This is a genomic window from Kitasatospora sp. NPDC091335 (genome assembly GCF_044757205.1).
In the GTDB taxonomy this organism is placed as follows: Bacteria; Actinomycetota; Actinomycetes; order Streptomycetales; family Streptomycetaceae; genus Kitasatospora.
The window spans coordinates 109,333-127,282 of the sequence record NZ_JBIVUM010000017.1 but is presented as its reverse complement, the minus strand read 5'-3'; the positions used below and the strand labels follow the sequence as shown (position 1 = coordinate 127,282).

Annotated in this window: 12 protein-coding genes; 4 read left to right on the top strand and 8 right to left on the bottom strand. The window is 74.9% G+C overall.

Annotated elements, in window-relative coordinates:
• Positions 1-90: 90 nt before the first annotated feature.
• From ACIQOW_RS30125 to ACIQOW_RS30095, 7 genes are all read right to left on the bottom strand, one after another.
• Positions 91-2,571, bottom strand: a complete 2,481-nt coding sequence (locus ACIQOW_RS30125; RefSeq protein WP_401090195.1) for a SpoIIE family protein phosphatase — start codon at positions 2,569-2,571, stop codon at positions 91-93.
• Positions 2,572-2,719: 148 nt separating this feature from the next.
• The gene (locus ACIQOW_RS30120) at positions 2,720-3,340 is read right to left on the bottom strand and encodes a TetR/AcrR family transcriptional regulator (RefSeq protein ID WP_401090193.1); all 621 of its coding nucleotides are present in this window, start codon (positions 3,338-3,340) and stop codon (positions 2,720-2,722) included.
• A gap of 131 nt (positions 3,341-3,471) precedes the next feature.
• Positions 3,472-5,070, bottom strand: coding sequence for a 4-coumarate--CoA ligase family protein (locus ACIQOW_RS30115; RefSeq protein ID WP_401090191.1), 1,599 nt, complete (start codon positions 5,068-5,070; stop codon positions 3,472-3,474).
• 497 nt (positions 5,071-5,567) lie between these two features.
• The gene (locus ACIQOW_RS30110) at positions 5,568-6,755 is read right to left on the bottom strand and encodes an acyl-CoA dehydrogenase family protein (protein WP_401090189.1); all 1,188 of its coding nucleotides are present in this window, start codon (positions 6,753-6,755) and stop codon (positions 5,568-5,570) included.
• 13 nt (positions 6,756-6,768) lie between these two features.
• Positions 6,769-8,706 (bottom strand): acetyl/propionyl/methylcrotonyl-CoA carboxylase subunit alpha, encoded by a 1,938-nt coding sequence (locus ACIQOW_RS30105; protein ID WP_401090187.1) that lies wholly within the window; start codon positions 8,704-8,706, stop codon positions 6,769-6,771.
• A 13-nt stretch (positions 8,707-8,719) separates the two neighbouring features.
• Entirely contained in the window at positions 8,720-10,318 is a 1,599-nt protein-coding gene (locus ACIQOW_RS30100; RefSeq protein ID WP_401090185.1) for an acyl-CoA carboxylase subunit beta, read from the bottom strand.
• Positions 10,315-11,952, bottom strand: a complete 1,638-nt coding sequence (locus ACIQOW_RS30095) for an acyclic terpene utilization AtuA family protein (RefSeq protein WP_401090350.1) — start codon at positions 11,950-11,952, stop codon at positions 10,315-10,317. The genes ACIQOW_RS30100 and ACIQOW_RS30095 overlap by 4 nt, the downstream gene beginning before the upstream one ends.
• Before the next feature lie 209 nt (positions 11,953-12,161).
• On the opposite strand from ACIQOW_RS30095, the gene ACIQOW_RS30090 reads away from it, so the two are divergent.
• Both ACIQOW_RS30090 and ACIQOW_RS30085 read left to right on the top strand, forming a co-directional pair.
• Entirely contained in the window at positions 12,162-13,907 is a 1,746-nt protein-coding gene (locus tag ACIQOW_RS30090; RefSeq protein ID WP_401090183.1) for an ABC transporter ATP-binding protein, read from the top strand.
• On the top strand, positions 13,904-15,658 hold the full coding sequence (locus ACIQOW_RS30085) for an ABC transporter ATP-binding protein (RefSeq protein WP_401090181.1): 1,755 nt from the start codon (positions 13,904-13,906) through the stop codon (positions 15,656-15,658). The genes ACIQOW_RS30090 and ACIQOW_RS30085 overlap by 4 nt, the downstream gene beginning before the upstream one ends.
• 54 nt (positions 15,659-15,712) lie before the next feature.
• Here the strand turns inward: ACIQOW_RS30085 and ACIQOW_RS30080 are convergent, their stop codons facing one another.
• Positions 15,713-15,880, bottom strand: a complete 168-nt coding sequence (locus tag ACIQOW_RS30080) for a hypothetical protein (RefSeq protein ID WP_401090180.1) — start codon at positions 15,878-15,880, stop codon at positions 15,713-15,715.
• Between the two features lie 587 nt (positions 15,881-16,467).
• Between ACIQOW_RS30080 and ACIQOW_RS30075 the strand changes: the two genes are divergently transcribed.
• Both ACIQOW_RS30075 and ACIQOW_RS30070 read left to right on the top strand, forming a co-directional pair.
• On the top strand, positions 16,468-17,409 hold the full coding sequence (locus tag ACIQOW_RS30075; protein WP_401090178.1) for a C40 family peptidase: 942 nt from the start codon (positions 16,468-16,470) through the stop codon (positions 17,407-17,409).
• Positions 17,410-17,498: 89 nt separating this feature from the next.
• Positions 17,499-17,912 carry a VOC family protein gene (locus tag ACIQOW_RS30070; protein ID WP_401090177.1) on the top strand — a complete coding sequence of 138 codons (414 nt, stop codon included), beginning with the start codon at positions 17,499-17,501 and terminating at the stop codon, positions 17,910-17,912.
• Positions 17,913-17,950 lie beyond the last annotated feature (38 nt).

Here is a 17,950-nt window from a genome sequence, read left to right as displayed (position 1 = left end):
GAAGACCCGGAGGCCCGGAAACCCGGAAACCCTGAGAACGGCCGTTCCCCCGGAGGGAACGGCCGTTCTCGTTCACGGAGCGTTCGTTCTCTACGAGGCCCCGAAGGGGAGTTCCAGCTCGGCCCAGACCACCTTGCCGTCCCGGGTGAGCCGGCTGCCCCAGCGCTGGGCCAGCTCGCTGACCAGGAACATCCCGCGCCCGCCCTCGTCCTGCTCGGCGAAGGGGCGCAGCTGCGGCGCCTGCCCGCCGGCGTCGGCGACCTCCACGGTGAGTACCCGGTCGCGGAACAGCCGCAGCCGGCGCGGGGCGTCGGCGTGCAACAGGGCGTTCGTGACCAGTTCGCTGACCAGCAGTTCGGCGTAGTCGGTGAGCGCGGCCAGGCCCCAGGCGTCCAGGGTGGCGCGGGTGAAGCGGCGGGCCGTGCCGGGCAGCCGGCCGCCGCCGCTGAGCGGCAGGGTGGCGATCCGGTCGGCGGGCAGCGGCAGCACCCGGGCCATGATCATCGCGATGTCGTCCTCGGTGCCGTCGGTGACCAGCGCCCCGAGCACGGCGTCGCAGCTCTCCTCCAGGGTCCGGCCCGGCCCGGACAGGGTGCGGGCGAGCCGGTCGATCCCGGCGTCCAGGTCCTGGCCGCGCCGCTCGACCAGGCCGTCGGTGTAGAGCGCGACCATGCCGCCCTCGGGGATGGTGAACTCGATCGACTCGAAGGCCACCCCGCCGACGCCCAGCGGCACCCCCGGCGGCACGTCCACGACGGCGGCGGTGCCGTCGGGGGCGACCCGCACCGGCGGCAGGTGCCCGGCCGAGGCGACCTGGACGGTGTGCTCCAGCGGGTCGTACACCGCGCAGATACAGGTGGCGAACTGGCCCTCGCCGATTCCCGAGGCGGTCTCGTCCAGCCGGGTGAGGACCTGCTCGGGCGGCATGTCGAGGGTGGCCAGGGTCCTGGCGACGGTGCGCAGCTGGCCCATCGTGGCGGCGGCCCTGATGCCGTGGCCCATCACGTCGCCGACCACCAGGGCGACCCGCCCGCAGGACAGCGGCACCACGTCGAACCAGTCGCCGCCGACCTCGCTGACCACGCTGCTGGGCAGGTAGCGGTAGGCGATCTCCAGGCCGAGGGTGCGGTGCACCTCCTGCGGCAGCAGGCTGCGCTGGAGGGTGAGCGCGGTCTCCCGCTCGCGCCGGTAGAGCCGGGCGTTGTCGAGCGCCAGCGCGGTGCGGGCGACGAGTTCCTCGGCGAGGGCGACGTCGGCGGCGGTGAACGGCTCGGGGTTGCGCATCCGGATGAACTCGGAGCCGCCGAGCACCATGCCCCGGGCGGTGATCGGCACCATCAGGTACGAGTGGATGCCCGCCGCCATCCCGGGCGCCACCCGGTCCTCGCTGGCCACCAGTCCGCGCAGCGCCTCCTCGTCCACGTGGGCGCGCAGCAGCGGCTTCCCGCTGCGCAGGCACTGGACGTAGCTGCGGTCGGGTGAGTACTCGGAGGTTTCGCCGACGATGTCCACGGCGCTCGCGAGGCCGGTCTCGTAGGACTCCCCGACGGCGACGGCGCGCAGCGTGATGGTCTTGTCGGAGGGGATCGCGGTGGGCTCGGCGCCGCGCAGCACCGGTTCCAGCAGGTCGACGGTGGCGAAGTCGGCGAACTTCGGGACGACGGCCTCGATCAGTTCCTCGGCGGTGCGCTGGAGGTCGAGGGTGGTGCCGATCCTGGCGGTCGCCTCGGCGATGGTGGCGAGCCGCTCCTGGGCCTTGGCGGCGCGGGCCTCGGCCTGGAAGCGCTCGGTGACGTCGATGATCGAGGAGCAGACCCCGAAGATCCGGCCGGTGGAGTCCTCCAGCCGGAAGTAGGAGGCGGACCAGGCACGGTCCCGCGTGGGGTCGCCGGGGACCCGGCCGTGCGAGCGGGCGTCCACCACGGGTCTGCCGGTCTTCAGCACCTGGCGCATGATCTGTTCGATCTCGCTGCTGTTGATGCCGGGGAGCACCGCCGATATCCGGCGGCCGAGGTGGGCGGCCACCGGCACGCCGTTCATCAGGGCCAGCGACTCGTTGATCCGGACGTAGCGCAGCCCGGTGTCGTAGACGGCCATGCCGATCGGTGAGCGGTCGAAGACGCCGTCCAGCACCGCGAGGTCGGCCTCCACGGCGTGCAGGGCGCGGGTGTCGGAGGCGGTGGCGAGCAGCAGCAGGGTGCCGGCCGGGCCGGCGATGGGGTAGGTGCGGAACTCCAGGTCGACCTTGTGTCCGTCGCGGTGGCGCACCGGGAACACGCCGGACCACCCGGGGCCTTCCATGATCCGCTGGAACAGGCCGAGCACCTCGGTGCGGTCGGACTCGTCGGTGAGCAGCCGGGCGGCGTGGCTGCCGACGGCCTCCTCCGCGGGGTAGCCGAGCAGGGCCTCGGCGTCCTCGCTCCAGTGCAGGATCAGTCCGTCGTCCTGGAGCAGGGCCGTCGCGAGCGGGACGAGGCGGTGGCCTTCGGGACGTTCGCCCCCGGGGCGTGCGGGGTCGTCGCCCGGTGCCGGGCCGGCGGCGTCGGTCGCGTCCCACTCGTGTCCGTGCATGATCAGGCAGCACCCCGGTTCGGCTCGTGCCCGGCCGGGTGGGCCTCGCGGTCGGTGCCGGCCGGGGTTCTTCTCCAGACTGCACGGACATCGGCCGCCCGGCGACCCCTTGGTCAGGGGGCGTCCGGCCGCTCCGGGTGTACGGGCGTCATGGGCGTACCGGCCGCAGCGTACTCTCCAGAACGCCCGCCCACTGCCGGATCACCCCGGAACGTCGGTGGCTGTCGTCGGTGAGCAGGTTGGCGAGGCCGAGACCGCGGGCGAGGTCCAGCGTGGCCTGCACCGATTCGCGCACTCCGGGGCGGCTCTCGTCGGCGTCCAGGAACTCCACGGCGGCCCGGTGGGCCTCCCTCCCGACGTGTCCTTCCAGGGCGACGATCCGCTCGCGCAGAGCCTCCTCGGTGGCTGCGGCGGTCCACAGGTGCAGGGCGGCCCGGAACAGCGGGCCCGTGTAGAGGCGCACGATCATGTCGACGACGGCCCCGGTGCGGTCGGGCCCGGCGGCCGGCAGCGCGTCCGCGTGGGCGCGGACGGCGGCCAGCCGCTCGGCGGTGACGTGCTCGACGGCCGCGGTGAAGAGGCCCTCGCGGGTCGGGAAGTGGTGCTGGGCCGCGCCCCGGGAGACCCCGGCCCGCTCGGCGACCACGGTGACGGTGGAGCCGTGCCAGCCGAGTTCGGCCAGGCAGTCCACGGCCGCCGCGAGCAGCCGGGCCCTGGTCGCTCGGCTGCGGTCCTGCTGGGGGGTGCGACTGGCGGGGTGGCTGGTCATGACGGCGGGCGGTTCCTGTTCCGGTCGGGGCGCGGCGGGTTCCGGTCGGCGCGCGGCGGGAGGATCCGCCGCGGCGGGAAGATCCTCACAGACGCGCGCCGGTCTTCGACCGCCGGGGCGGCCCCGGCCGGTCAGCGGACGGCGGCGCGCCCGGCCTCGCGGGCGCGCAGTTCGCGGCGGAGGATCTTGCCGGCCGCGGACTTGGGGACGGCGTCCACGAACTCCACCGCGCGGACCTTCTTGTACGGGGCGACCTGTCCGGCGACGTACCCGGCGACCTCCTCCTCGGTCAGGGCGCTGCCCGGGGCGCGGACCACGAAGGCCTTGGGGCACTCGGTGCCCTCGGCGTCCGGGACGCCGATCACGGCGGCGTCGGTGATCTGCGGGTGGCCGAGCAGCACGGCCTCCAGTTCGGCGGGGGCGACCTGGTAGCCCTTGTACTTGATCAGCTCCTTGACCCGGTCGACGATGTGCAGGTAGCCGCGCTCGTCCACGAAGCCGACGTCGCCGGTGTGCAGCCAGCCCTCGGCGTCGACCACCGCGGCGGTCTCGGAGGGGCGGCCGAAGTAGCCCTTCATCACCTGGGGGCCGCGGATCAGCAGCTCGCCGCGCTCGCCTGGCCCGAGGTCGCCGTCGGTGCCGTCCAGGGCGGTGACCCGCAGCTCGGTGGAGGGGACCATCCGGCCGACCGAGCCGGGCGACGGGTCGCTCTCCTGCGGGGAGACGATGTGGCTGACCGGGGAGAGTTCGGTCATGCCGTAGCCCTGGAGCAGGTGCGGGAGGCCGAGGCGCCGGGCGCAGGCGTCGGCGAGTTCTCGGTCCAGCGGGGCGGCGGCGCACAGCAGGTACTCGACCGAGGAGAGGTCGTACTCGTCCACGATCGGGTGCCTGGCCAGCGCGAGGGCGATCGGCGGGGCCACCACCAGGGCCTGGACCCGGTGTTCCTGGATCGTGCGGCAGAACTGCTCCAGGTCGAAGCGGGGCAGCACGACCACGGTGGCGCCGCAGCGCAGCGGCTGGTTGAGCAGCGCGGCCAGGCCGTAGATGTGGAAGAACGGCAGGACGGCGAGCACCCGTTCGCCCTCGGCGGGGTGGTAGAGGGCGTCGCACTGGGCGAGGTTGGTGGCGATCGAGCGGTGGGTGAGCATCACGCCCTTGGGCAGGCCGGTGGTGCCGCTGGAGTACGGCAGCACGGCGATGTCCTGCGCCGGGTCGATGGCAACCTCGGGGGCGGGGCCGGTGGCGGCGAGCAGGTCGGTGAGCGAGCGGTGGCCCTCGGCGCCGTCCAGAAGGATGATCTCGGCCAGCGGGCGGCCCTGTTCGGCGAGCAGTTCGGCGGCCGCACGGGCGGTCGAGAGGAAACGGGCGACGGTGACCAGCCAGCGGGCGCCGCTGTCGCGCAGTTGCCCGGCCAGGTCGGTGGGAGTGGCGAAGGAGGAGACGGTGGTGATGGTGGCGCCGGCCCTGGTCGCGCCGTAGTAGGCCATCGGATAGGCGGTCGAGTTGGGGCTGAAGAGGGCGACGACGTCACCGCGGCGCACGCCTGTCTCGGCCAGCCCGGCGGCCACCCGCTCGACGGCGGCGGCGAGTTGGGCGTGGCTGACCTGCGCTCCGGTGACGCCGTCGATCAGGGCCGGCCGGTCTCCGTACCGGGATGCGGCGCCGAGCACCGCCTCGTGGATGGGCAGGTCGACCACGGGGACGTCGGGGAACTCGCTTCGGAACACCAAGGTGAGCCTCCAGTAAGGAAGTTGACGTGGCAACAAAACCGGTGCGCGTTTCGGTGCGGGGCGCGTTCAGGAGCATACGGACAGTCAGGGGTCTGGCTCGGCCATTGTGGGGAACCGGGGGCGGGGCACGGGGTGGCGCGGTTGCTCCCGGGGGGCGCCCGATCGGAGGGCGCGCACCACGGCCACCCGCCCCCCGGACCGGCCCCGCCCCTGGAGCACCCCCACCGTACGGCCTCTCCCTCCGCCGCTTCCCCCGCCTCTTCCCCGGCGCTGCCCCGGGCCCGGTCCCCGGGCGCGCCGGTACCGGCTGGCTCGGTCACCGTCCGCCACGGCGCCGGTCCACCACGGCGCCGGTGCGACGGGCCGCCGGGGACTCCGTCCGGGTGTTCCCGGAGCGGGACTCCCCGGACGCGCCGGTCCCCGGCGGCGCTCCGGCCGCCGCACCGGCCATAAGGGCGGCACCGTGCCGCTCGCTCACCCGTCCGCCGGCCGGCGGCTCAGTACGACTTCGGCAGCCCGAGGGTGTGCTGGGCGACGTAGTTGAGCACCATCTCCCGGCTGACCGGGGCGACCCGCCCGACCCGGGTGGCGGCCAGCAGCGCGCCGAGCCCGTACTCCTGGGTCAGGCCGTTGCCGCCGAGGGTCTGCACCGCCTGGTCGACGGTACGGGCGGCGGCCTCCCCGGCGGCGTACTTGGCCATGTTGGCGGCCTCCCCTGCGGCCAGGTCCTCGCCCGCGTCGTAGAGCAGTCCGGCCTTCTGGGTCATCAGCCGGGCCAGCTCGATCTCCACCGCGCACTGGGCGAGCGGGTGGGACAGGCCCTGGTGGGCGCCGATCGGGGTGGACCAGACGGTGCGGGTCTTCGCGTACTCGACGGCCTTGCCGAGGGCCTGGCGGGCGAGGCCGAGCGAGAACGCGGCGGTGAGGACGCGCTCGGGGTTGAGGCCGGCGAACAGCTGGAGCAGGCCCGCGTTCTCGTCGCCGACCAGGGCGTCGGCGGGCAGCCGCACGTCGTCCAGGAACACCTGGAACTGCTTCTCGGGGGCGACGAGTTCCATCGGGATCGCCCGGTACTCGAAGCCGGGGGTGTCGCGCGGGACGACGAACAGGCAGGGCTTCAGCTTGCCGGTGCGGCCCCCACCGGTGTCCGCAGTCTCCGTACGGGCCACGAACAGCACCGCGTCGCAGTGGTCGATGCCGGAGACGAAGACCTTGCGGCCGGTCAGCAGCCAGTCCTCGCCGTCCCTGCGGGCGACGGTGGATATCCGGTGGGAGTTGGACCCGGCGTCCGGTTCGGTGATGCCGAAGGCCATCCTGCGGCTGCCGTCGGCCAGGCCGGGCAGCCAGTGGCGCTTCTGCTCCTCGGTGCCGTAACGGGCGATCACGGTGCCGCAGATCGCCGGGGAGACGATGAGCAGCAGCAGCGGGCAGCCGGCGGTGCCGAGTTCCTCCAGGACGATCGCGAGGTCGGTGATGCCGCCGCCCCCGCCGCCGTACTCGGCCGGCAGGTTGACGCCGAGGTAGCCGGCCCTGCCGGCGTCCGCCCACAGTTCGTCGGCGGGCTCCCCGGCCCTGGCCTTGGCGAGGTAGTAGGCGGAGCCGTAGCGGCGGCCGAGGTCGCCGACGGCCCGGCGCAGGGCCTGGCGTTCGGGGGTCTCCAGGAGCTGACTGCCGATGGTGGACATGGCGGGTCCTTCCTCAGGCTTCGGTGGGCCGGACGACGGCCAGCAGGGTGCCGGTTTCGACCTGCCGGCCGGGGGTGACGCGCAGTTCGACGAGGGTGCCGTCGGCGGGGGCGGCGACGCGGTGCTCCATCTTCATCGCCTCCAGGACCAGCAGCGGCCGGCCGGCGGTGACGGCGTCCCCGACGGCGGCGGTGACCCGGACGACGGTGCCGGGCATCGGGGCGAGCAGCGCGCCGGGGTCGGTGCGGACGACGGGGTCGGGGAAGCGCGGCAGGGCGGTGAGCGCGGTGCCGCCGGCCGGGGTGTCGACGTGCACCCGGTCGCCGTACCGGGCGACGCGGTAGGTGCGCCGCAGGCCGCCCTCGGACAGCACCACCCGGTCCGGCGCGGCCTCGACGAGTTCGGTGTCCGGGTGGTCCTCGGCCGCCAGGCCGGTGCGGGTGAGCCGGTAGCGGACGGCCGTCTCGGTGCCGTCCGCGGCCCGGTAGCGCCTGAGCTGCGGCTGGGAGGGCAGGTTGCGCCAGCCGGAGGGGAAGGCGCCGCGGCGGGCGGCGGCGTCGGCGAGGGCGGCGGCCAGCGCGGCGCGCCCGACGCCCTCGGTGTCCGGGGCGGTGAGTCCGGCCGCGTGTTCGGCCAGAAAACCGGTGTGCAGGTCCGCGGCCAGGAAGGCCGGGTGGCGCAGCGCGCGGACCAGCAGGTCCCGGTTGGTGGCCGGGCCGTGGATGCGGGCGCGGGCGAGCGCGTCGGCGAGCCGGCGGGCGGCGGCCGCGCGGGTGGGCGCCCAGGCGATCACCTTGGCGAGCATCGCGTCGTAGTGCGGGGTGATCTCGCCGCCGGCCGCCACCCCGGAGTCCAGCCGCAGCCCGGCGCCGGTGAACTCCTGGTACGGGGAGGTGAGTTCGAGGCGGTGCAGGGTGCCGGTGGCGGGCTGCCAGTCCTTGGCCGGGTCCTCGGCGTAGAGCCTGGCCTCGATCGCGTGGCCACGGGGTGCCGGGGGCTCGGGCGGCAGCCGCTCCCCCTCGGCGACGGCGAGTTGCAGGGCCACCAGGTCCAGTCCGGTGACCGCCTCGGTGACCGGGTGTTCGACCTGGAGTCGGGTGTTCATCTCCAGGAAGGCGAACCGGTCGTCCCCGGTGAGCAGGAACTCGGCGGTGCCCGCGCCGACGTAGCCGATCGCCTTGGCGGCCTGGCCGGCAGCGGCGTGCAGCGCGGCGCGCACCTGGGCCGGCAGGCCGGGCGCGGGGGCCTCCTCGATCACCTTCTGGTGCCGCCGTTGCAGCGAGCAGTCCCGGTCGCCGACCGTCCAGACGGTGCCGTGGGCGTCGGCCAGCAGCTGGACCTCGACGTGCCGCCCGGCGGGCAGGTAGCGCTCGCAGAACACCTCGTCCGAGCCGAAGGCCTTGGCCGCCTCGGCGCGGGCGGCCGCCAGTGCGCCGGGCAGGTCGGCCAGGCTCCGGACGACGCGCATGCCCCGGCCGCCGCCGCCCGCCGCGGCCTTGACGAGCAGCGGCAGGTCGGCCTCGGTGGGCTCGGTGAGGGCGCCCAGCACCGGCACCCCGGCCTCGGCCATCAGCCGCTTGGCGGCGGTCTTGGAGCCCATCGCGGCGATCGCGGCGGGTGGCGGGCCGACCCAGACCAGGCCCGCGTCCAGGACGGCCCGCGCGAACCCGGCGTCCTCGGAGAGGAAGCCGTAGCCGGGGTGGACGGCGTCGGCCCCGGCGGCGAGGGCGGCCCGGACGATCAGGTCGGCGCGCAGGTAGGTGTCGGCGGGAGCGGCGCCGGGCAGCCGGACGGCGGCGTCGGCCTCGCGCACGTACGGGGCGGCCGCGTCCGGGTCGGAGTGGACGGCGGTGGTCGCGATGCCGAGCTCCCGGCAGGTGCGGAAGACCCGGCGGGCGATCTCGCCCCGGTTGGCGACCAGCAGGTTGGTGATCGGGGCCTTGGAAGTCATCGTCGGGGTTCCCTCACAGTCGGAAGACGCCGTAGCCGCGCGCGCCCTCGACCGGCGCGTTGTGGACCGCGGACAGGCAGAGGCCGAGCACCGTACGGGTGTCGCGCGGGTCGATCACGCCGTCGTCGTAGAGCCGGCCGGAGAGGAACACCGGCAGCGACTCGGCCTCGATCTGCTGCTCGACCATCGCGCGGACCGCCGCGTCCGCGTCCTCGTCGTACGGCCGGCCCTTCGCCGCGGCGGACTGCCGGGCGACGATCGACAGCACCCCGGCGAGCTGCTGCGGGCCCATCACCGCGGACTTGGCGCTCGGCCAGGAGAACAGGAAGCGCGGTTCGTACGCCCGGCCGCACATGCCGTAGTGCCCGGCGCCGTAGGAGGCGCCCATCAGCACGGACAGGTGCGGGACGGTGGAGTTGGCGACCGCGTTGATCATCATCGCGCCGTGCTTGATGATGCCGCCCTGCTCGTAGTCCTTGCCGACCATGTAGCCGGTGGTGTTGTGCAGGAAGAGCAGCGGGGTGTTCCGCTGGTTGGCCAGCTGGATGAACTGGGCGGCCTTCTGGGACTCCTGGCTGAACAGCACGCCCTGGGCGTTGGCCAGGATGCCGACCGGGTAGCCGTGGAGGCGGGCCCAGCCGGTGGCCAGGCTGGTGCCGTAGAGCGGCTTGAACTCGTCGAAGTCGGAGCCGTCGACGATCCTGGCGATCACCTCGCGCGGGTCGAAGGGCACCTTGAGGTCGCCGGGGACGATGCCCAGCAGCTCCTCCTCGTCGTACTCCGGCGGCCGGGCCAGCGGGTCAGGGCCGGGGCCGGGCCTGCGGTGGTCGAGCCGGGCGACGATCCGGCGGGCGATCCGCAGCGCGTCCGGCTCGTCCGCCGCGACGTGGTCGGCCAGTCCGGAGACGCGGGCGTGCATCTCGGCGCCGCCGAGCGACTCGTCGTCGGCCTCCTCGCCGGTGGCCATCCTCACCAGCGGCGGGCCGCCGAGGAAGACCTTGGCGCGGTCCTTGACCAGCACGGTGTGGTCGGACATGCCGGGCACGTAGGCGCCGCCCGCGGTGGAGTTGCCGAACACCACGGCCACGGTGGGGATGCCGGCGGCGGACAGCCGGGTGAGGTCGCGGAACAGCGCGCCGCCGGGGATGAAGATCTCCTTCTGGCTGGGCAGGTCGGCGCCGCCGGACTCGACCAGGCTGACCAGCGGAAGGCGGTTCCGCAGCGCGATCTCGTTGGCCCGCAGCGCCTTTCGCAGGGTCCACGGGTTGCTGGCGCCGCCGCGCACCGTCGGGTCGTTGGCGGTGATCACGCACTCGACGCCCTCGACCGTGCCGATGCCGGTGACCAGGGCCGCGCCGACCGGGTACTCGCTCCCCCAGGCGGCCAGCGGGGACAGCTCCAGGAACGGGGAGTCCTGGTCGACCAGCAGCTCGATCCGCTCGCGGGCCGGCAGTTTGCCGCGCTCGCGGTGGCGCTCCAGGTACGTGGGGCCGCCGCCCGCCAGCGCCTTGGCGTGCTCGGTGCCGAGGTCGGCGAGCTTGGCGAGCATCGCGGCCCGGTACTCGGCGTGCTCGGGCCCGGCCGGGTCGACGCGGCTGGTCAGGACGGTCACAGCAGGACCTCCGGGATGTCGAGGTGGCGGGCCCGCAGCCACTCCCCGAGGGCCTTGGCCTGCGGGTCGAAGCGGTGCCGGGCGGCGACGCCTTCGCCGAGCAGACCGGTGATGGTGAAGTTGACCGCGCGCAGGTTCGGCAGCAGGTGCCGGGTGACGGGCAACTCGGCCGCCTCGGGCAGCAGTTCGCGCAGCGTCTCGACGGTGAGGGCGTGCGCCAGCCAGCGCCAGCCGTCCTCGGAGCGGGCCCAGAGGCCGAGGTTGGCGTCGCCGCCCTTGTCGCCGCTGCGGGCGCCGGCCACCAGGCCGATCGGGGCCCGGCGGGTGGGGCCGGCCGGCAGCGGTTCGGGCAGTTCGGCGTCCACCGGGTGGGCCTGGGCGGTGACGGGCGGCGGCGGTACGACGATCCGGCGGCCGTCCGCCAGGACGGCGGTGTGCTCGACGACCTTGGCGTCGATGTGCGCGGTGCTGAACACCCCGTACGGCGCGCCCGGCCCCGGCGGGGCGGTGAGATGGAAGCCCGGGTATCCGGCCAGCCCCAACTCCACGGCCGCCTTGCCGAGTTCGCGCCCGACCCGGGCCGGGTCCGGGTCCCGGGCGGCCAGCCGGAGCAGGGCGGAGGCGGCCTCCTCGGTCGGGGCGTCCGGGTGGTCGGTGCGGGCCAGCGTCCAGCGCAGTTCGGCGGGGCGGGAGCCGGGCGGCAGCGCGTCGGCGAACTGCCGCCGCACCAGGGCGGCCTTGGCCTCGATGTCCAGGCCGGTGAGGACGAACACCACCTCGTTGAGGTGGCCGCCGAGCCGGTTGAGGCCCGCCTTCAGGGTGGGCGGCGGGGCCTCACCGCGCACGCCGTCGATCCGGACCCGGTCCTGGCCCTCCCCGGTGAGCCGCACGGTGTCCAGCCGGGCCGTGACGTCCGGGCCGAGGTAGTGCGATCCGCCGGTCTCGTACAGGAGTTGGGCGGTGACGGTGCCGATGGTGACGGCGCCTCCGGTGCCCGGGTGCTTGGTGATCACGCTGGAGCCGTCGGCGTGCAGTTCGGCGAGCGGGAAGCCCGGCCGGGTGACGTCGTGCTCGCGGAAGAAGGCGTAGTTGCCGCCGGTCGCCTGGGCGCCGCACTCCAGGACGTGCCCGGCCACCACGGCGCCGGCCAGCGCGTCCAGGTCCTCCGGGGTCCAGCCGAAGCGGGCGATCCCGGGGCCGACGACCAGCGCCGCGTCCGTGACCCGGCCGGTCACCACCACGTCGGCGCCGCCCGCCAGGCAGGCCGCGACGCCGAACCCGCCGAGGTAGGCGTTGGCGGCCAGCAGGCCCTTCGGCAGGCCGAGTTCGGCCCGCCGCGGGAGCAGGTCGTCGCCCTCCACGTGGGCGACGGCCGCCTCGATGCCGAGCCGCCCGGCCAGGGCGCGCAGCTCCTCGGCGAGCCGGGCCGGGTTGAGCCCGCCCGCGTTGACCACGATCTTCACGTCGCGCTCGCGGGCCAGGCCGAGGCACTCCTCCATCTGCCGCAGGAAGGTCCTGGCGTAGCCGAGCGAGGGGTCCTTGAGGCGGTCGCGGGCGAGGATCAGCATGGTCAGCTCGGCGAGGTAGTCCCCGGTGAGCACGTCCAGCGGTCCGCCGGTGAGCATCTCCCGCATCGCGGCGAAGCGGTCCCCGTAGAACCCCGAGGCGTTGCCGATCCGCAGTACCGCGTCGTCGCGCGCCAATGCGCCTCCCCTGCCGATGAGTTGGGCGTACCCTCGGACGGGTTGCGCCGGGCAGCAGCGTGGCACCGGCGACAGAAATAAGCAATCACGCCTGCTTGTTTTCCCCCGGCGACCGCCCGGCCGTGCCTAGGGTGGCGATCATGACGGACTCGTACGCCGATCCGGGCACTCCGGATCACCGAAGCGCGGCACGCTACCTGTGGTGGCTGACCATCAGTCAGCGCCGGCGGGTCGCGGGCGGCGCGCTGCTCGGCACCCTCTGGATGGTCTGCCTGATGCTGCCGCCGTACCTCATGCAGCGCGCCATCGACGACGGGCTCCAGCCGGGGAGGACGGGCGTCCTGGCCGGCTGGGTGGCCGCTCTGCTCGGCGTCGCGGTGCTCAACGCCTGGCTGGGCATCATGCGCCACCGCACCATGACCCGGGTGCGGATGGACGCCACCTTCCGGACGGTCAAGGTCGTGGTCGCGCACGCCACCCGGCTGGGGGCGGCCCTGCCCCGGAAGGTCTCGGTCGGCGAGGTGGTCAGCATCGGGACGGGCGACGTCGCGCAGATCAGCCGGACGCTGACGATCACAGGACCGGGCGTCGGCGCCGTCATCGCCTACCTCGTGGCGGCCGCACTGCTGCTGTCGGTCTCCGTCCTGCTCGCCGTCGTCGTCCTGCTCGGGGTGCCGCTGCTCGCGCTGGTGATCGGGCCGCTGCTGGAGCGGCTCCAGGGCGCGGAGTCGAGGTACCGCGAGCAACAGGGCGTGCTGACGGCCAGGATCGCGGACATCGTCGGCGGCATGCGCGTCCTCAACGGCATCGGCGGCAAGGAGCTGCTGGCCGGCCGCTACGTCGACGGTTCGCGGAGCCTGCGGGCCGAGGGCTACCGGGTCGGCGCCGTGACCAGCTGGATCCAGGCCCTCTCGGTCGGCCTGCCCGCCCTCTTCCTCGCCCTGGTGACCTGGCTGGCCGCCCGGATGGCCGCCGAGGGCACCATCACGGTCGGCACGCTGGTCGCCGTCTACGGCTACGCCGCCGTCCTGGTGGTGCCGGTCGCCTCCTTCATCGAGGGCGGGTACGACCTCACCAGGGGCCTGGTGGCCGCCGGGCGGGTCGTCCGGGTGCTCGACCTGGCACCCGCCGTCGAGGACGCCGCGACCGTCCGCCCGGCTCCCGCCGGCCCGTCGGCGCTGCACGACCCCGACAGCGGGGTGGCGGTGGCCCCCGGGCAGTTGACCGCGATCGTCAGCGCCCGCCCGGCCGAGTCCGCCGCCGTGGTCGACCGGCTCGGCCGGTACAGCGCGTCCGCCGCCACCTGGGGAGGCGTTCCGCTCGCGGACGTCGCCCTGGCCGAGGTCCGCGGCCGGATCGTGGTGGCGGACAACGACGCCGACCTCTTCTCCGGCCCGCTGCGCACGGTGGTCGGGGGCCGGACCGAGCACACCGACGCGTCCATCGCCCGGGCCGTCCGGGACGCCGCCGCACAGGACGTCGTGCAGGCGCTGCCCGACGGTCTCGACACACCCGTCGAGGCCCGGGGCAGCAACCTCTCCGGCGGGCAGCGCCAGCGGCTGCGGCTCGTCCGCGCCCTGCTCGCCGACCCCGAGGTGCTGCTGCTGGTCGAGCCCACCTCCGCCGTGGACGCCCACACCGAGGCCGCCATGGCCGCCGGGCTGCACCGGGCCAGGGCCGGGCGCACCACCGCCCTCACCTCGACCTCCCCCGTCCTGCTGGAGCGGGCCGACACCGTCTGCTACCTCGCCGACGGCCGCCTGGTGGCCGCCGGCCCGCACCGGGCGCTGCTCGCGTCGGAGCCCGGCTACCGCGCGCTGGTGGCCCGCGGCGGCGACGGACCCGACGCCACCGCGTCCGCCCACTCCGAGGAGGCCGCCCGATGACCGCCCCCACCGAGACCGCCCGCGGGCTCCCGGTCGCCGGGGCCGCCGAGGCCCGCCGTGCCGCCGTGCGCCTGGTGCGCGAGGACGGCCGCGCGGTCGTCGCGATGCTGGCCCTCAACGGGCTCGCCGCGGCGGCCGGGCTGGGCGGGCCCTGGCTGCTCGGCAGGATCGTCGACGACGTCAGGGCCGGGGCCGGGACCGGCCACGTCGACCGGCTCGCCCTGGGCATCCTCTGCTTCGCCCTGGCGCAGCTGCTGCTGGGCCGCTTCGCCCGGTACGCCGGGTACCGCTTCGGCGAGCGGACCCTGGCCCGGATCCGCGAACGGTTCGTCGAGCGGGCCCTCTCCCTGCCCGCCTCGGTGGTCGAACGCGCGGGCACCGGCGACCTGATGACCCGTGGCACCGCCGACGTCGCCACCGTCGGCACCACCCTGCGCGACGCCGCGCCCGAGGTCTCCGTCGCCCTCGTCCAGGTCGTCCTCATCCTGGCCGCCATGCTCGCGGTCGACCTGCCGCTGGGCGTCTGCGGGGTGCTCTGCCTGTCCGGGATCTGGTTCGCCACCCGCTGGTACCTGCGCCGCGCCCACACCGGCTACCTCGCCGAGGGCGCCGCCGACTCCGCGCTCGCCGAGGTGCTCGGCTCCACCGCCGCCGGGGCCAGGACGGTCGAGGCGCTGGGCCTGGAGGAGCGCCGGATCGCCGCCGCCGCCGAGGCGATCGAGAACTGCCGGGCCGCCCGCACCCACACGCTCAACCTGCGCAGCGTGCTCTTCCCTGTGGTCGAGTTCTCGTACGTCGCCCCGGTCGCGGGCATCCTGCTGATCGGCGGCGCCCTGCGCGGCACCGGCGCGGTCGGCATCGGAGCGGTCGTCTCCTGCGCCCTCTACGTCTGGCAGCTCGCCGAGCCGATGGACAAGGCCCTGCTCTGGCTCGACCAGCTCCAGCGCAGCAACGCCTCCTTCGCCAGGGTCGAGGGCGTCGGCCGGATCGACGCGCCGGTCGTGACCGGTGGCGCGCGGCCCGCCGACGACCGGATCGACGTGGTCGGCGTCCGGTACGCCTACCAGGGGGAACGGGACGTCCTGCACGGCGTCGACCTGACGGTCCGCCCCGGCGAGCGACTGGCCGTGGTCGGCCCCTCGGGTGCCGGAAAGTCCACCCTGGGCCGGCTGCTGGCCGGAGCCGAGGTGCCGCGCACCGGCCGGGTGACGGTCGGGCGGGTCCCCGTCGCCGAGCTGGACCCGGCACAGCTGCGCCGCCACGTCGTCCTGGTCTCCCAGGAGCACCACGTCTTCCTCGGCACCGTCCGGGACAACCTCGGGATGGCCGCGCCCACCGCCGGCGACCAGGAGCTGCGGGCGGCGCTGGCCGCCGTCGGCGGCGACTGGGTGGACGAGCTGCCGGACGGGCTGGACACCGGACTCGGCGCCGGAGGGCACCGCCCGGACGCCCAGCAGGCCCAGCAACTCGCCCTGGCCCGCGTGGTCCTGGCCGATCCGCACACGGTGATCCTGGACGAGGCGACCTCGCTGCTCGACCCGGCCACGGCCCGGCACACCGAGCGCTCCCTGGCGGCCGTGCTCAGGGGCCGCACCGTGATCGCCATCGCCCACCGCCTGCACACCGCGCACGACGCGGACCGGGTCGCGGTGATGGACGGCGGCCGGGTGACCGAACTGGGCAGCCACGACGAGCTGTTGGCGGCCGACGGCGGCTACGCGGCGCTGTGGAGGTCCTGGCACGGCGGCTGAGGGCGCGGCCCGGCGGGTCCGGTTGCCGCACGCCGCCCGGCCCCGCGGGTCCGGTCACACCGGGCCGGCCAGCGTCTCGATCGGGTCCGCGGCCCACGGATCGGGCTCGCGGGTGAGGCTCGCCAGTTCCTCGGGCGGTTCGCTCCCGTCCCGGACGGCGGCCACGTAGGCCCTGGCCTCCCGCAGGCCCAGCCGCTGGGCCCGCCGGCGCAGGTGCCGCATGGCGGCGGCCGGCCCGGCACCGTCCGCGAGGCGCCGGACGTCCGCGGCGAGGGGGTCGGGCGGTCGGATGCCCCTGACCCGCCTGAGGTAGTCCTCCTCCCAGTCGTCCCGCCACTCGGTGCCGGGGACGAAGTGGATGCTCCCGTCCTCCCGGTCGACCAGGCAGGGGCCGCCGAGGAGGGTCCCGCGCAGGGCGGGGTCGCGAGCGCCCTGCCGAGGTCCAGTGGACGAGCCAGCCGACCGACCGCTCCTCGACGGCGTACGCGGCCAGCTTCGGGATCCGCCGCGCCCACGCCCAGCCCGGCCGCTCGCGCTCCAGACAGGACTCGACCAGCTCGACCGCTCGCTCCCGGGAGATCACGCCGCCCATTCTTCACCCCCGGTCAACCGGGATTCCGGCCCCTTCCGTGCTCGGTCCGCCGGCGCGGGAGCGCGCGCGTCGGCGGCCGTTCACCCCCGGGCGGGACGCCGTACAGATGCCGGTCGCCATACCCCTGACCTGCGAAGAAACAGGTGTTCGGAGCACAGGAAGTGTGTGCACGACAGCCATTGACCCGGAGTCAGGGATTCCGAAAGGATGCGCGACCATGACTACTACGCGCGTAAACCTTCTGTCGAGACGGTTGATCGCCCCGCTGCGCTGGGCGGCCCTGCTGTCGCTGCTGGTCTCGGTCGGAGTGTTCTTCGCCGGCGCCGGCGAGGCCCAGGCGGCGCCCTCGTGCGCGGTGCTCTCCACCGGTGCCGCGCCGCAGGCGAGCGCCGCCGTCCGCTCCGCCTGCGGGCTGATCGGCACCCCGTACTCGTGGGGCGGCGGCCACGGCGGGCAGCCCGGCCCGACGTACGGCCTCTGCGACCCCGCCAACGGCGCGCCCGACGACTGCCACGTCCGCGGCCTGGACTGCTCCGGCCTGGTCCGCTACGCCTACGACCTGGCCGTCGGCGAGGACGTCATCAACGGCACCACCCGGACCCAGTGGCCGACCTCCCGGGCGGTCGCCCGCTACTACCGGGCGGACGGCACCGCACCGCTGCTCCCCGGCGACCTGGTGTACTTCGGCAACACCGCCTCCACCATCCACCACGTCGCGATGTACCTCGGGCAGGGCTGGATCGTCGAGGCCCCGTACTCCGGCGGCTACGTCCGGGTGGCGGCGCTCTCCTCGCACGGCGACTACTACGGCGCCATCCGGCTGTACGGCCCCGGCAACTCCGGCACGACGCCGCCCACGCCCCCGACCACGCCCCCGTCGGGCGACGGCAGGTACTGGGTGGACACCTACGCCAACGCGCCGGTGTACGGCTCCCCGGCCTCCACCACCGGCACCGGGACGCTGTACCAGGGGACGAACTACGTCTACTGCAAGGCCTGGGGCCGCGAGGCGTCGAACGGCAGCGGCTACAACCACTGGTGGCTGAAGACCGACCCCGACGCGGGCCCCGGCGGCCAGTGGGTCTCCGCCCTCTACCTGTCCCGCTGGGGCAACGACACCGCCAAGGACAACAACGGCACCACCATCCCGAACTGCTAGGTCCGCCCGCATGCCGCCCCGGGCCGGTCGCGCGGACCGATCAGGATTCGAGAAGCGCCCGGCCCGGGTGCGCGCCTAGCGTTGCAGTCATGAACGAGATCACCATTCACTGGACCTTCCTCCCGCACACCGACCCCGAGGCCTCCCTCGCCTTCTACCGCGACCTGCTCGGCTTCGAGGTGCGCAGCGACGTCGGCGGCGGCCCGATGCGCTGGATCACCGTCGGCCCCGCCGGCCAGCCCGACGTCTCCCTGGTGCTGGAGCCGGCCTCCGCCGACCCGGGCCGCACCGAGGAGGAGCAGCGGACCATCACCGAGATGATGGCCAAGGGCACCTACGCCCGGCTCGTCCTGGGCACCCCCGACCTGGACGGCGTCTACGACCGGCTGAAGTCCGGCGGCGCCGAGCTGGTCCAGGAGCCGACCCGGCAGCCGTACGGCGTCCGGGACTGCGCGTTCCGCGACCCGGCGGGCAACATGGTCCGCTTCAACGAGGTGCGCTGACCCTCGCCGGTACCGGGCCCGTCCTGCCCGCCGCCGGA